This is a genomic window from Brevibacillus aydinogluensis, assembly GCF_961514395.1.
GTDB classification, from domain to species: Bacteria; Bacillota; Bacilli; order Brevibacillales; family Brevibacillaceae; genus Brevibacillus; species Brevibacillus aydinogluensis.
The window spans coordinates 581,578-595,498 of record NZ_OY569118.1 but is presented as its reverse complement, the minus strand read 5'-3'; the positions used below and the strand labels follow the sequence as shown (position 1 = coordinate 595,498).

The 13,921-nt window shown below is 57.9% G+C and carries 10 protein-coding genes and 4 pseudogenes; 3 read left to right on the top strand and 11 right to left on the bottom strand.

The genetic code is table 11. From position 1 onward, the window contains the following. The 8 genes and pseudogenes from Q7F15_RS02910 to Q7F15_RS02875 form a co-directional block, all read right to left on the bottom strand. Entirely contained in the window at positions 1–1,743 is a 1,743-nt protein-coding gene (locus tag Q7F15_RS02910; protein WP_304415078.1) for a DUF8809 domain-containing protein, read from the bottom strand. A gap of 6 nt (positions 1,744–1,749) precedes the next feature. Further along, a complete protein-coding gene (locus Q7F15_RS02905; RefSeq protein WP_230077424.1) occupies positions 1,750–2,640 on the bottom strand; it encodes an ABC transporter permease in 891 nt (296 codons plus the stop codon). Continuing rightward, positions 2,637–3,563: an ABC transporter ATP-binding protein gene (locus Q7F15_RS02900; RefSeq protein WP_212132835.1), complete on the bottom strand. Its 927-nt coding sequence runs from the start codon at positions 3,561–3,563 to the stop codon at positions 2,637–2,639. Before Q7F15_RS02900 ends, Q7F15_RS02905 begins: the two co-directional genes overlap by 4 nt. Then, positions 3,560–4,657 carry a DUF8815 domain-containing protein gene (locus Q7F15_RS02895; RefSeq protein ID WP_304415077.1) on the bottom strand — a complete coding sequence of 366 codons (1,098 nt, stop codon included), beginning with the start codon at positions 4,655–4,657 and terminating at the stop codon, positions 3,560–3,562. Before Q7F15_RS02895 ends, Q7F15_RS02900 begins: the two co-directional genes overlap by 4 nt. Then, positions 4,552–5,916, bottom strand: a complete 1,365-nt coding sequence (locus Q7F15_RS02890) for a DUF8726 domain-containing protein (protein WP_304415076.1) — start codon at positions 5,914–5,916, stop codon at positions 4,552–4,554. Before Q7F15_RS02890 ends, Q7F15_RS02895 begins: the two co-directional genes overlap by 106 nt. Before the next feature lie 298 nt (positions 5,917–6,214). Then, a pseudogene (locus tag Q7F15_RS02885) lies at positions 6,215–6,475 on the bottom strand (DUF5360 family protein); the annotation flags it as partial. 17 nt (positions 6,476–6,492) lie between these two features. Next, positions 6,493–6,873 carry a DMT family transporter gene (locus Q7F15_RS02880; protein ID WP_171566276.1) on the bottom strand — a complete coding sequence of 127 codons (381 nt, stop codon included), beginning with the start codon at positions 6,871–6,873 and terminating at the stop codon, positions 6,493–6,495. After that, positions 6,870–7,448 carry a TetR/AcrR family transcriptional regulator gene (locus Q7F15_RS02875; protein WP_212132831.1) on the bottom strand — a complete coding sequence of 193 codons (579 nt, stop codon included), beginning with the start codon at positions 7,446–7,448 and terminating at the stop codon, positions 6,870–6,872. Before Q7F15_RS02875 ends, Q7F15_RS02880 begins: the two co-directional genes overlap by 4 nt. Positions 7,449–7,616: 168 nt before the next feature. Between Q7F15_RS02875 and Q7F15_RS02870 the strand changes: the two genes are divergently transcribed. The 3 genes from Q7F15_RS02870 to Q7F15_RS02860 all read left to right on the top strand — a co-directional run bounded on the left by Q7F15_RS02870 (position 7,617) and on the right by Q7F15_RS02860 (position 9,325). Then, on the top strand, positions 7,617–8,198 hold the full coding sequence (locus Q7F15_RS02870) for a GNAT family N-acetyltransferase (protein WP_171566278.1): 582 nt from the start codon (positions 7,617–7,619) through the stop codon (positions 8,196–8,198). A gap of 317 nt (positions 8,199–8,515) precedes the next feature. Continuing rightward, complete coding sequence (locus tag Q7F15_RS02865; RefSeq protein ID WP_212132830.1) at positions 8,516–8,992, top strand: YqxI family protein; 477 nt, start codon at positions 8,516–8,518, stop codon at positions 8,990–8,992. 15 nt (positions 8,993–9,007) lie between these two features. Continuing rightward, positions 9,008–9,325: a hypothetical protein gene (locus Q7F15_RS02860; protein WP_212132829.1), complete on the top strand. Its 318-nt coding sequence runs from the start codon at positions 9,008–9,010 to the stop codon at positions 9,323–9,325. 162 nt (positions 9,326–9,487) lie between these two features. On the opposite strand, the pseudogene Q7F15_RS02855 reads toward Q7F15_RS02860, so the two are convergent. The 3 pseudogenes from Q7F15_RS02855 to Q7F15_RS02845 all read right to left on the bottom strand — a co-directional run. Further along, a pseudogene (locus tag Q7F15_RS02855) lies at positions 9,488–10,255 on the bottom strand (MerR family transcriptional regulator). Between the two features lie 97 nt (positions 10,256–10,352). Beyond that, positions 10,353–11,300, bottom strand: a pseudogene (locus Q7F15_RS02850) (ribonuclease H-like domain-containing protein); the annotation flags it as partial. Positions 11,301–11,663: 363 nt separating this feature from the next. Continuing rightward, a pseudogene (locus Q7F15_RS02845) lies at positions 11,664–13,910 on the bottom strand (DEAD/DEAH box helicase); the annotation flags it as partial. Between the last annotated feature and the right edge of the window lie 11 nt (positions 13,911–13,921).

The window sequence follows — 13,921 nt, the reverse complement described above, 5'->3', positions numbered from 1 at the left end:
TTAGGGTTCGATACTGCTGAAATACGCTTTGACCGCGTCCTGGTAATCGTCCGGAATTTTCCCGTGTTCCAGGCTCTCGCGGACAAACGAAGCGTATTGGCTGTATACCTCTTCATAGGGACGGGCAGCTCCTGACGACACCTGTGTCGTGGTGCTGGCCCGGGACTGGGAGGGACCGGCTCCGAGCGGACCGCCCACGGTATCGGTCGGCCCTTCTGCGCCGATGCGGGGTGATGGGACGGTCACCAGTTCATGTCTGCCTGCGCCCAGACCCGCACCCGGGCCCTTGCCGCCACCTTTGCCGGAACCTCCCCCCACCCCGGCACCGCTGCCGGAGCCTGCTCCATTCCCGGAGCCATTACCCGCACCGGAACCGCTTCCTCCGCCTGCCTGGCCGTTTCCACCTGCACTGCCGGCTGGGGATGTCCCTTGGCCTTGTTGGGAGCCTGCTCCCGAGGAATTCGCCCCCGCAGACCCGGAGGCGGGGACTGCCGTTCCCGCGCCGACTGATCCCGCTGTTCCCGCGCCAAAGCCCATCCCTGTCTGGCCGGCGCTGCCGGACGGGGAACCGGCTGCTGCCAGCATCATCTGCGACTGCTGCAGCGCGGCCAGTGACTGTGCGGCCAGCAGCGCTCCCTGCTGCGCCTGTGTCACCTGCTGCATGGCCTGCAGCAAGCCGGATTGCAGTGATGCCATGGCCGACTGCACGTTGCCCTGGGCCAACTGCTCGGCCGCCTGCTTCAATTGCGCCGCGGTGGCGGCGGCGTCTTCCGTCCCGGCGTCAGCAGCGGCCTGAGCCAACTGTTCCGCCGCTTTTTGCAGCTCCTCGGCAAGAGATTGCCGCTCCTTGGCAGACAGCGCCTCCAGCGCTTTAGCCGACTGGCGCAGCGCTTCTACCAGCGCCTGCCGGTCCTCTTTGCTGAGAGAAGCCGCCGCCTGCCGCAGTCCTTGATGCTGCGCCAGCGACTGCTGCAAACGCTGCAGTGCCGCCTGCTTCGCCAGTTCCGCCTGCTTCCATTGATCCAACTGCTTTTCCGCTGCCTTCAGCGCCTGGAGCCGTTCGGTCTGACTGTCCGCCTCCGACAGCGCCTTTTTGGCTTGCGCCAGTATCTCTTCCAGCTTCTTTTTTTGCGCGTCGCTCAACCCCTCAGCGGCTTTGGCCTCCTGCTCCAGCTTCGTCACCGCCTCTTGCGCCGCTTTCTTCGCCTCCCGCTCCTGGGCCAGCTGTGCCAGCCGCTCATCCTGCGGGTTGGCCCAGAAAACCAGCAGGAGACAAAGGGAGAGCAGGCATCCCGCTGCGTACGCGGGCCGTTTTGCATCTGGCAGGACGGGGATGCTCTCCAGCACCTGCGGCAGCGCCTCGCGCAAGCGGCGTACGGCGTCCTCCCGCTGCATAACAGCTAGCGGCGACGTACTTTCACGGTGCTCCAGCGCCGTCACGACCCGCTGTGCCAATCCCTGACGGTCGGCCAGCAGCGCGCACTCCCGCTCATCAGGACGGTGAATAAAGGCGACAATCGCTCCCGCCGCCACTGCGAGCAGGCAGATGGCGGCCGCAATCGCCTTGTAGTACGGGATGGGCACCAGGCGGGCGATGAGAAGAACCATCAGGCTTCCCCCCAGTCCCCACAGGACACCCGCCGTGAGCCTGAGCACAAGCTTCTGGACGCTCAACCTCCTGCGGATCGGCCGGAGCAGCGCGGACAGCTCATCCTTCTGTTCCTTCTGTTGCCGGATGGACACGACCCATCACTCCTTATTCGCCGCTTTTCGCAAACGGGGGCGCACCGGCTTGATCAGATAAACAGCCAGCGCCAGGCAGATTGCGGTGACAAACGTCAGAAACAGCACGTACAGCCAGAACGGGTCAACCAAAACGAACGAGAACTGGCTGCTGAGCGTCCGGCGCAGATCATGCACAGGTCCTTCGTTAAAAATGCCCAGCATTCCGACCAGCGGATTGATGCTGTGCAGCAGATCAGGCAACAGCGGCTCCGTGCGCACCGGCGCAGGGTTTTGCCGCTGCTGGTACTCGATGAACTCACGGATTACTTCGGCCAGGATGACGGTGCCCGCGGTATACGCGAAGACGACCGCATAGCTCAACACCGTAGCGACTCCCGTCCGTTTGATCAATGTCGAGATCAGCACCCCGACGCTGCCCAATGCCAACATGGTAACCAGGTAAAAGCCGAACACCTTCAGCAGTTGGGCGGGAGAGATGCCGCCGTACAAAAAGACGATCGCGTACAGCGGGATAGTGGAGAACACGAGAAACGTCACAAAGCTGAGTGACGCCAGCCATTTGCCCAAAATCAGTTTGGTCGCGCTGATGTTGGTTGTCAGCAAGACGTTCAGCGTCTGACGCTCCCGCTCGCCGGAAATCACCCCTGCCGTCAACCCCGGCACGACAAAGCAAATCATCCCCAACTGCAGGATTGAGAGCACGATGAACATTTCGCGCGAGTTGTTCATGTTGTAGTAGCCGCGGCCTCCCGTCACCAGATAGATAAACGTCAGCGTCACCATGCCCAACGCCAGCAGGTAAAAGGCGATGATCCACGGCGAACGGCGCGTCCGCATCCGCAGTTTCCACTCGTTTACAAGCACAGGGTTGCGCAATCGCTGCATGAGGTTCATGAGCCCACCCCCTTCGTGATTTCCAAAAAGATTTCTTCCAGATTGCCCTGCTCCTCGTTGAACGCGGCCACCGGCAGTCCCGCGGCCGCCAAATCGCGCAGCAGCGCTGCCTGCTGCTCGTCATTTCCCGTAAACCCGGCTACCACCCAGCTGCCTTCGCGCGTGACGTCTGATACGGTCGGCACTTCACGCAGCCGGGTCATCGCTTCCTCCACGCGGTCCAGCAGGCGGATGCGCAGCACCCGCTTTTCCTGCATCTTCTGGTAAATCTCGTCCACTCTGCCACACGCGACCAGGCTGCCGCCCTCGATGATGCCGATCACGTCGCACATCTCGGCCAGCTCCGGCAGAATGTGCGAGCTGATGATGATGGTCTTGCCCATGTCGCGCAGTTCCTTCAAAATCTCGCGCAGCTCGATCCGGGCCCTGGGGTCCAATCCGGATGCCGGTTCGTCGAGGATCAGCACTTCCGGATTGTGCACGAGGCAGCGGGCCAATCCCAGGCGCTGCTTCATCCCCCGCGACAGCGAGTCTACATACGCGTCCCGCTTGTGGCTCAGATTGACCAGCTCCAGCAATTGCGGAATGATCTGCCGGCGCTCCTGGGCGGGAATGTCGTAGTTGGCTCCGTAGAAGTCCAGGTACTCCTCCGCCGTCAAATTGTCGTACACCCCGAAAAAATCAGGCATGTAGCCGATCAGCTTGCGCACTTCACGCGGATGCTTTGTCACTTCGTATCCGCCGACGTACGCCTGGCCGCTGGTCGGCTCCAGCAAGGTGGCCAGAATGGACATTGTCGTCGACTTGCCGGCTCCATTCGGGCCGACGAAGCCAAACAAGGTGCCCTTCTCAATCTCCAGCGTCAGCCCTTTCAACGCTTCCATTTTGCCGTATCGCTTTACCAGCCGATTGATCTGGATCATGGACGCATCACCTTTCCTTCCACGCTGATCACCGGGGTGCCGAGGTGGCGGTAATCTTCATACCGGTGCGAAAACTTGATCCGAAGCGTGCCTTCGGGCGAGAGGTACACCGGCGTCTTGTCCCCGGTCATCGTGTTGTTGGCAAACGCCTTTTCGAACGGATCAAATTTATGGGTCTTCCAGTTGTACACCTGTTTATCAAACTGCGTATTGCTGTCCGACCAGGTGTAGAGGTAAATGTTCGTGATCTTCACCTGTTTGTCCCCAAGTTCGATCGGGAAGTCAAGCGTGATCTCGCCCGCCTGCATCATATACCCGTCGTCGCGTTCATCAACCTTCACCGAACTGCTCGTTTTGATAGGCACAATCGTTCCGGGCGGGTAGACAATATGGCCGTCCGTGGAGGGCTTCAGCGACAGCGGCTGCGTCACCAACGTCAGGCTTTCCGTCTGAGACCGCCTGTTCTTCACGTCCGTCTCCACCGCAGGGGTCTGTGTCCAGCCAAAAAGCATGAGTGACGCCGGCCGGAAGCCGCTTCCTCGATCCAAATCGTGGATCATCTCGCCTTCCCGACTCGTTTCATACGGGTCGTACCAGTCCACGTGCGGCGGGAGAATATCGGTTCTGGACTGATAGACAGAATTGTCTATTTGTGCCGGATTAAACGGCAGGTTGACCTGGACACTCGATCCCGGCGCCAGTTCAGGCACCTTTTGCACCTTGCTGCCCGAGACGATGACGACGTCCCGCAGCGCATACTTTGACTTGTTGGTCACCGTCCCTTTGACGGTGCCGTCGGCGTAGACCAGATCGGCCTCAAACAAACCAGCGTCGGTGACGATGTGCTCCATCCCCACCTTGCGCATGGACCAAAACTCGACGTCGCGGAACTGCACGAGCGACCGATCCGACTGCATCGAGACCCACGCCTTCGTCGACGCTTCACCGAGGTAATGGTGCTGAATCGGCCACACCTTGCCGTCTCCCTTTACTTCCAGCTCATAGTCGCCGCTCGTCGGCACAAACAGCGCCGTGACCGCCTTGGCCCGCGCCTGTCCGTCCCCCTGCAAGTGGATGATGCCGGTTTGATGCACGAGCGCGCCAGTTCCCGCTGCAGCGCGCCGTACGAAAAAATAGCGACGCCGGTGATGACGGCAAACACCGGGACAACCACCCACATGTAGCCCTGCTTTCGCTTGCGGCGCAGCAGGTAATAGAAGACCGGACCCGCCAGCAGCGCGTAGCAGCCAAAAAACAGCGCTGTCCACTTCACGTCCGGCAATTTCAGCTGGGGAATGCGGTCGGCGGCCTGGTTTAATCCCCACATGCCATCCATGGGATCTCTTTCTGTTCGTTGCAGTGATGAGCCAAACGCCTTGGTCAGCGTCTCCGCCCAGAAACGGCTGTTGCCGCTCCAGCTTGCCACCGGCTCTTCCGACAGGTCGTAGGCAACGTACAGCACTTTGCCCTCACCCAGCGAACGTACCGCCATTAACGGAACGCCGCCCTCCGCATGGACCACGCTGCCCGTTTTCAGACGTCCCGCACTGATCGTAAACGGCTTTTCCAGCACAAGCGGCTTGTTTTTCTCCACCGCCAGACTGGAAAAAGCGGTCAGGCTCGTAACACCGGTCACCTCTACCGGCGAAAGGTCGGCAAGCACCCCCGCCGTCTTGTTGTAGTGGGCACCGCCGGCCAGCACGAGCATGCCTCCCCCCGCTGTCCAGTCGCGGATCGCCTGCACCTGCTGTCCATTTAACCCGTCCAGGGCAAAATTGTTCAAAACCAGAATGTCGAGCATTTCCAACTGCACTTTTGAAGTCGGGATCTGCTCCGGTTGCATCGGCAGGACCCGCACCGGATTGGGTAAGACCGATTGGGGCATCGCCCCAAGGAAGTTGGCGGTGTCAACGTCGGCCGCCAGCACGCCCACGAACAGCGTGTCCGGACCATACCGGCGTCCGCCGATTTTCGTTTGGGCCACGATCTCATCGCCTTGAATCAGGGCCACGTATCCGAATGGGTCGATCGCGTTGCCCGGTACGGTGATCGTTACCTGCTTGGTCGCTCCTTTGGCGACGGATACAGGCTGGTAGTACCCTACAGAAAAGTCGTCATTCTTACTTCCGGCTACGACCAGACTGCCTTCCACATCCGCTCCGCCATTGCTGACTGTCACCTGAACCGGGACCACGCCTGCTTGCTTGTACTCACCGCGAATGCCGGGCGTGACGCCCAGTTGTACAGATGATTCCGCATGTACCGTTGCTGCCCGGCTGTCGGGCAGTCCGGCCAACAGCAGCAGGCAGACACATATGTGCAGCAGCCAGTGCTTGGACTTCGCCATATTCATTTCCGCATAACCTCCGCGAACAAATTTGTCGTTTACCTGTAATGACGTATGAATTCGACAAATGGCTACAAGTTGGATTCAAATCAATTGCCCTTTGTCAAAATATACAAACTTATCGCGGTAAAAATAAAGGATAAAATGCTGCCAGTCCCTGTTATGAAGAAGGTGCTGGACCAGCAGGCCCGGCAGCAAAAAAGACACCGCCAAAAAGCGGTGCCGGAGGATGGAACATACCGTATGGGGACGTGAAATGGCGACTCGAAGCACCCGATTGCTCACGCTGCCCTACGGGATGTGATCAAGCCTTGCCCGAAGCCGATACGACGGGCTGCTCCCGAAAAAAACGAGGCAGAAAGAACAGCGGATAGATCAACAGGTACAGGTTGGGAATCCACCAAACCGGATCAAAATCCCCTTTGAACAGCCAAAAGGAGATCGCCTGCAGACCGGAACAGGACGTCAGTACCAGCGAGATCAGCGCCAACGGCCGCCAGCAGCTGTTTTTCCTGCGGTACGCGTACAGACTGGCAAATCCGGTGATCGAGATGAACAGATCGAGAAACCCTGTCAGCCGCTTCATTTGGCCTCACTCTCCGCCACAACGCCTTTTTCCGGCCCGGCCGAAGCGCTTTCCCCGTGCGCCGCGCCGCTCAAATTCAGCATTACGCAGCCGACGATGATGAGCGCGATGGCGATGATTTTTTGCGCAGTGAGCACATCCTTGAAAAACAGGAAGCCGATGACGGCAATCGCCGCCGTCCCCACTCCCGACCAGATCGCGTATGCCGTGCCCACCTCAAGCTGTTTGAGCGCCATGCTCAACGACGAAAAACTGATGACGTAAAACACGAACATCAATACGGTAAAAACAGGCCGGCTAAGCCCGTTCGACAGCTTCATGAATGTGGTGCCCGCCACCTCGAAACAGATGGCCAACGCCAGATACAACCAGCTCATACGCTCTCCTCCTGTCGTTTTTGGGTACGGACCACTCCGCCCAGCAAGATGTCGATCACCGCGTCAAGCGCCTGATCAAGAGTCATGTTGTTTCTCGTCAGCCACTGCCGGTTGATTAACTGCTCCCAGGCGCCCACATACATCTGAATCAGGATGTCCGTGTTCACCCGGCGAAACACGCCTTTGCCCATCCCTTCTTCCAAAACGGCCCGGACCTGGTCCCACTCTTCCTGAATGCACGCGTCCACGAGTGCCCACTGGGCGGGATAGTATCGCTTCAATTCGTACCACAACCGCAGGTCGGTGCCGCCAAACCCGCTCGGCACATAAGTCAGCAGCCGGCGCAGCTTCTCCGTCACATCCAGATCCTGCCGATTCACGATGGTTTCCATGCTGTCCCGCACGTCCTGAATTTCCTGTTCGATCAGATGACCAATCAGTGCTTCCTTGGACGGAAAATGGCCGTACAGTGTCTTCGTGCTGACACCCGCACGGCGCGAGAGGTCCGCCATCGTAAATTTGAGGCCTCTGGTCTGGATTTCTTCAATCGCCGCCTGAACAATGCGTTCCTGCAAGGGCATCCCACTCCTTCCACTCGGAAACCAAGGAAAATATTTTATTTCTATCATTTTCCTCACGCCTGCAGTATAAGAGGAATGCGAGCCAAGTGTCAATCCTTTCCAAACCCGCACATTTTCAAGCATGGGCAATTTTGCTATTGTTAGGAGAAAAGGAGGATTACCATGAACAATCAGGACACCCCCACTGCGCCCGTGCGGTTCCTCGAGGGTGACCGGGTGTACTTGCGGCCCATCGGCCTTGACGATACCGATCTCTATTTCCGGATGCTGTTTGACCCGGAGGTGCGGAGACTGACCGGCACGCAGAAAAGCTTTACCCGTGAACAAATATACCGATACATCGAAGGAAAAACGCAGGACCCGTCGTCGCTCCTACTGTTGATCGCCTTGCGGGAAACGGACGAGGTGATCGGCGACATCGCCCTGCAGAGCATCGACAACGTGAACCGCAATGCCAATATCCGTATCGCCATTAATTCCCAGGAACACCAGGGCAGGGGGCTTGGCACGGAAGCCATGCGTCTTCTGCTCGACTACGCATTCGGGATTTTGAACCTGCACCGGATTGAGCTGAACGTCTTCTCCTACAACTCGCGGGCCATTCGCGCCTATGAAAAACTCGGCTTTCAGCGGGAGGGCGTGCAGCGCGAAGCCTTGTACTACAACCACCAGTATCACGACTCGATCATCATGAGCATCCTGGAAGACGAATACCGAGCGCAGCACCTGAAGAAACACGTCTAGCCGCCATAAAAAGACTGAAGACAAACTGTACTTTTTGCCATTGAGTTCCTCAAGGAAACAATCTACCATCGTTCCCAGGCCGGAAGGCCTGCACTTTTTACAACCAAAGGTGGAGATAAAGTACGAGCATGGAGTGATGGGCCAACCGAGCTCCTTTGACGACCTGCTTAGCGGAAAATCGAAGTCGCGGGGAAAAACAGGGGAGCACAAATCTCACTTCGTCGAACTACCAGATGTTTGCCCCCTGCACGCGTTGCGTTTTGGAGCGGACATTACAACTTCTTTGCTGGTCGTCAAGATAAAAGGGGGAGAAATTTATGAAGCTGTCTATGAAGTTGTTCAAAAGAATTTTTTCTCCTGTTTTAGCTCTGTCTGTTTTGGCGGTAGCAGTACCTACTTCTGTTTTTGCCGCAGAAACAAACACGGTGTCACAACTCAACCCTTCTGTGGCGAAGGTCAACACAGTGTCGCCAAAGGTAGAAACACAGGGTGTCAAAACTGCAGCACTCCAGAAAGCGGTATTGAAGTTAGCAGATATGCTGGAATCGCAAGCCATAAAAAAATTGCTCGACTTTGTTGAGGATTACGGCAGTATAAAAGTAGCAGATACTATCAGGAAATATGCCGATGATATTGCTGATACCTTGCGGACCATAGCTTCTTGGAAAGACCTTTCTATCAAAATCATTCAAGATCAAGTTAGCGGGGTGTTATATGATCTGGGAGTACCACTGAGTACAGCGAGACAGGTTGGTTGGGTCATTTCAAAATTCGTAGACTGGGTATTACTATAGTACAAGGAGGGTGCTATGTACGAGGAAAGAATCAAGGATCTTGAAGCAAAATTGAATCTAGCCACCGACGCAATTACGTTACTCTTAGATATGGTGAACAAGGAGCATAAAAGCTTTGCGATTCTGGCCTTAGCCACTGGCTTTACTGCCGACGAGTTGGAACGCCTGGAAAAGCTGTTTTATCACGCTGGCAAATCACAGTGGGACAAGGACACATTTGTGGCAGAGTTCGAGAAGCGGCTTCCCAAAAGAAGTGCAATGTTGAAAAGCATTTTGGAAGGGCTCAAGTCAGATGGAAAGTACGTATCACTATGCGAGAAGTATTTGGATTGACAGAAGAGGCTGTCCAATAAGTCCCCAAAATAAAAAATGGGCGGAAAACCGATAAGGTTTCCGTCCATTTTTTGGCTACTTGGTTTCTTTAAGTTGATGGCAGTCAGATGGATGCTCGCCACCTTCATTAGATTATGGGCCAAGGTCACAATCCCATTTCGGTCAATTAGTCTGCAGCCGGTCGCAGTAGAGTTGGATCGCTTCCCGCAAAAAGGCGGCCAGCCCTTCCCGGTATTTGTCAAACGTCGCTGTAAAGCGTTCGTCGGCTACGTACAGCTCACCCAGCCCCCTGAAAATCTCCGGTGTGCACTCCTAGTAGTAGCGGGTGATGTGCTGTCTCAGCTTTCCGACGCCTTCCTGAACCTGCGGATCGGCCGGTCCGTTTTCCATCGCCTCGACGATCCCGCGGATAACATTCTCCCATTCCCCCATGATGCGCGCCCAATCGCTCTCTGTGTAGGCGTTCGTTCGTCTTTCCGTCTCGTCGACGATCGCGCTGCCGTACTTCGCTCTCGCTTCCGCCGCGTATTTCTCCTGGTGTTCCTTGATCTTTGTCATGTCAAACCCGCCAAACATGTCCTTTTTATCCATTGTGATTCCTCCTTCAATGGAAGAGAGGGTTTTGTCCACGGTGCGGATGATCTCTTCCAATCGTTTCTTTTTTTCCAGCAGCAACTGCTTGTGGTCCCTCAACGCCTGCGCGCGGTCAAATCCGGGACTGTCCAAAATCTGCTTGATCTCCTGCAGGGGAAAGCCAAGCTCTTTGAAAAACAAAATCTGCTGCAATCTCTCCAGGTCCTCGTCGGTGTACAGCCGATACCCGGCCGGGGTTATCGCCGCCGGTTTCAGCAGCCCGATCTGGTCGTAATAATGGAGTGTCCGCACGCTCACACCTGCCAGTTCGGCCACTTCCTTCACCATGTACGGCACGTCATCACCTCCACCTCGATCATAATGGCTGACGCAGCGTGAGGGTCAACAAAAAAAGGAACAGGAATCATCTGGTCCTGTCCCCTCATTGTTTCCTTTACGCATGCTGTTCCAACCGCTGTTCCAGCCGTTCGATCCGCTTGCGGTAGGCAGCTTCCTCCGCCTTGGACTTGCGGCGCAGCAGGCTGCTTTTTTTCTTCCACAGGTCAAACGCCTGCAGTGTGCAGTGCAGCGCCTGTTCATAGTCTTTAAGATGATGCTCGTAGATTTTGGCCAGCTCGACATAGACGTCTTCCGGCACGTAGCTGCCCGATCGGACCACTTCTTCCCACAACCGCATTGCCTGTTTCCAGTCTTTTTGCCGCTTGTAGCAGTGGCCCATCGCGATTGTCGCCTTCACGCCAAGCGGATGACCGCTAGTTGCGACCAATCGGTAGGCGCGGAGGGCACTTTCGCCGTCGCCCAACGCTTCATACCAGCGAGCGATGTTGAACCGCTCCTCCGCGGAGACGTCCTCCCTGTCCCAGGCGAGCAGCAGGGAAGAGAGGCGGATGTACAGCGTGATCAAGGAGAGCACGTCTGTCTCGTTGTGGGCGAGGACGCCCTTGATCGTATCCGGGTCCTTGTCCGTGAGATAGTCAAAGTACCGGATCGGCGCCAAATAGCCGGGAAGATCGTTCTCCCGCCGGACGCCCAGCTTCTCCTGCTCGATCAGCGACAGCCGGCAGGACTCCAGATCCTCCCGCCACAGCCTCCTCGCCCCGTGCAAGAGGTCGTAATGGCCGAACGACGGCAGACGGGGCACAAGATCGCGCAGCAGCGTATGCCGCGTCTTGACCTGCGGCCAGTCAAATGACTTGCCGTTGTACGTAACCAGATCGGTCGCTGTTCGCGCCGCTTCCAGAAACGAGTGGTAGAGGGCGGCTTCCGCGTGAGGAGCGGTCAAAAAGTGCTGGCGGACGACGACGCAGTCTCCCTCGAACCGGCTGTGTCCCAGCAAAAAGACGGCATTGCCCGCTCCGCCGTGCAGACCGGTCGTCTCCGTGTCAAAAAACAGCAGGTCTTCCGCCGTTTTGCCTGCCGCCGACAGCGGATGGCGGATGCCCGCACGCTCCCAGGCGTCGATCGTCTCGTACAGCTGGGCAAACGTGTAAGCTCCATGCCGCGCCGTTACCGGGTAGCGGACCTCACGCACCATCACGTACTCGCCGTCGAGCACGTACGGTTTGGCCTGCAGGCCGGCCCACTTTTCCCGGTACGGGATGTCCAGAAGCGACGCCGTATCGGAGGCCGCCGGAGAACTGACAGCCCCGCCGGGTATCCCGTCCCCCTCCGGCTGCCTGGGGGCTTCCCGGGTGAGATGCGGTTTGAGGCGGTTCAGCTTCGCTTTAAGAGACATGCGGGCTTCCCCCTGGGCGACCCGCAGCAAGGAGAGCGCCAGTTCCTTGCCGCCTCCTTCTTCCGCCGCGCCGACGCAGGACGGGCAGCCAGACTCGCACGGGCAGGAACAGATCAGCTCCTCCGCCCGGGCCAGGATCGTCTCCATCTGCTTGTACACCTGCTCGCTCAATCCGATGCCGCCCGGATAGCGGTCGTACAGGAAAATCGTGGGCTGACCGGAGTGCACCGCTTTGCGCTGCGGAATCACGTGCAGATCGAGCGGATCGCACATCACGAACAGAGGGGCGACGTGCTGCAGCACGTGAGCCAGCCCCACCAACCCACGCTCCACTTCGCTTGTCCTCACTTCCTCCAGCAGCGCTTCGGAAAATCCGATCCAGGCCGCGTTGGTGTGCAATTCTTCCTCCGGCAGGTGGATCGGACCGGAGCCGATGTTTTCATGTGTCTCAAACTTGATTTTCTTGAAAATGGTCGCCATGGCGTGGACCGACACTTCCCCGTAGGCGTATTCGGTCTGCGGCCCGCGACGGGACTGATCCTGCTCCAGCACCTTCAGCTGGACGGCCAGGTTGGCGTCCGTATAGTAATCCACCTGCACTTCCCGCACGTACGCTTTCTTCTCTTCGTAGTCCAGTTTCTCCACCTGATACTGCACGCCCTGGTGAAGGTAAATCGCTTCGTCGTGCAGAAGCGTCAGCGAACTGAAGCGGTCCATCTCCCCGATCACCTTTTCGTTGCCCCGCTCGCTGATGTCGATGATCACCACGTTTTCCTGGGAAGCCGAACGGAGGCTGATGTTGTGCGCTGGAAACGAGTCGTTCATCCAGAACCACTTGCCCTTGGCGTGGTGCAGAATCTGCTCTTCCGTCAAAAACTCCAGGATTTCCGTGATCTCCGCCCGGCCGAAGCGGTCCCCTTCGGAAAAAGGCAGTTCGTAGGCAGCGCATTTGATGTGATCGACGAGGATAATCAGGTTGTCCGGGTTGATCCGGGCCGACTCCGGGCTGCGTTCAAAAAAGTATTCGGGATGCTGAATCACGTACTGGTCCAGCGGCGTGGAGCTGCCGACCAGGACGACGACCGACTCCCCCTGCCGCCTCCCGGCCCGGCCCGCCTGCTGCCAGGTGCTGGCGACCGAACCGGGATAGCCGGTGATCACGCACGCCTGGAGCTGGCCGATGTCGACGCCCAACTCCAGCGCGTTGGTGCTGACCACGCCCATGATCTCTCCCTGGCGCAGCCCCTTTTCGATCGCTCGCCGCTGGCTGGGCAGATAGCCGCCGCGATAGCCCTGGATCGTCTTGGGCCCCAGCTTCCGTTTGACCAGTTCTTGCAGATACTTGAGCAGGATCTCCACCCGCACCCGGCTGCGTGCGAACAAAATCGTCTGAATCCCGTTGGACAGAAACAGCTCCGTGATGTCCCGGGCTTCCAGCGTGGCGCTGCGCCGGATGTTCAGCTGCCGGTTGACGACGGGCGGATTGTAAAACAGGAAGTGTTTTTTTCCGGTGGGCGCGCCGTTGTTGTCCACCAGCACCATCGGCTCTTCCGTCAGCTGCTCCGCCAGTTCCCGCTGGTTGGCAATGGTGGCCGACGTGCAGATGAACTGCGGACGGCTGCCGTAAAACGCGCAGATCCGCTTCAGCCGGCGGATGACATTGGCCACGTGGCTGCCGAACACGCCCCTGTATGTATGCAGTTCGTCGATGACGACGTATCGCAAATGTTCAAAAAAGGAAACCCACTTGGTGTGATGAGGCAGGATGGCCGCATGCAGCATGTCCGGGTTGGTGATCACGATGTTGCCGGCCTTGCGGATCGTCTGTCGGATTTGGGCGGGCGTATCCCCGTCGTAGGTTTCCGACTTGATCGGCAGTCCCGATTCGTTGATCAGCTCATGCAGCTCGCTTTTCTGGTCCTGGGCCAACGCCTTCGTGGGAAACAGGTACAGCGCCCGTGTCTCCGGGTCTTCCGCAAGCGCCTGCATCACCGGCAGGTGGTAGCACATGCTCTTGCCGGAAGCGGTGGGCGTCACCGCCACGATGTGCTTTCCATCCCGCACGTGGCGAAAAGCCGTCTCCTGATGGGTGTACAGCGAGGAAATCCCCCGTTTGGTCAGTGTTTCCCGAATCCGCCCGTCCAGGTCAGGGGGAAAGGGAACCGTTTGCGCCTCGCGGGGTTCGATGGTTTTCCAATGCACGATGTTTCGCGCAAAGCGCTCGTCCTGGCGCAACCGTTCCAACACCTGCGCCATGTCCAGCTTGA

Coding starts and splice junctions, on each gene's coding strand:
- Q7F15_RS02905 (WP_230077424.1), bottom strand. CDS start 2,640: ATGAACCTCATGCAGCGATTGCGCAACCCTGTGCTTGTAAACGAGTGG.
- Q7F15_RS02900 (WP_212132835.1), bottom strand. CDS start 3,563: ATGATCCAGATCAATCGGCTGGTAAAGCGATACGGCAAAATGGAAGCG.
- Q7F15_RS02890 (WP_304415076.1), bottom strand. CDS start 5,916: ATGAATATGGCGAAGTCCAAGCACTGGCTGCTGCACATATGTGTCTGC.
- Q7F15_RS02880 (WP_171566276.1), bottom strand. CDS start 6,873: ATGAGCTGGTTGTATCTGGCGTTGGCCATCTGTTTCGAGGTGGCGGGC.
- Q7F15_RS02870 (WP_171566278.1), top strand. CDS start 7,617: ATGAACAATCAGGACACCCCCACTGCGCCCGTGCGGTTCCTCGAGGGT.
- Q7F15_RS02865 (WP_212132830.1), top strand. CDS start 8,516: ATGAAGCTGTCTATGAAGTTGTTCAAAAGAATTTTTTCTCCTGTTTTA.
- Q7F15_RS02860 (WP_212132829.1), top strand. CDS start 9,008: ATGTACGAGGAAAGAATCAAGGATCTTGAAGCAAAATTGAATCTAGCC.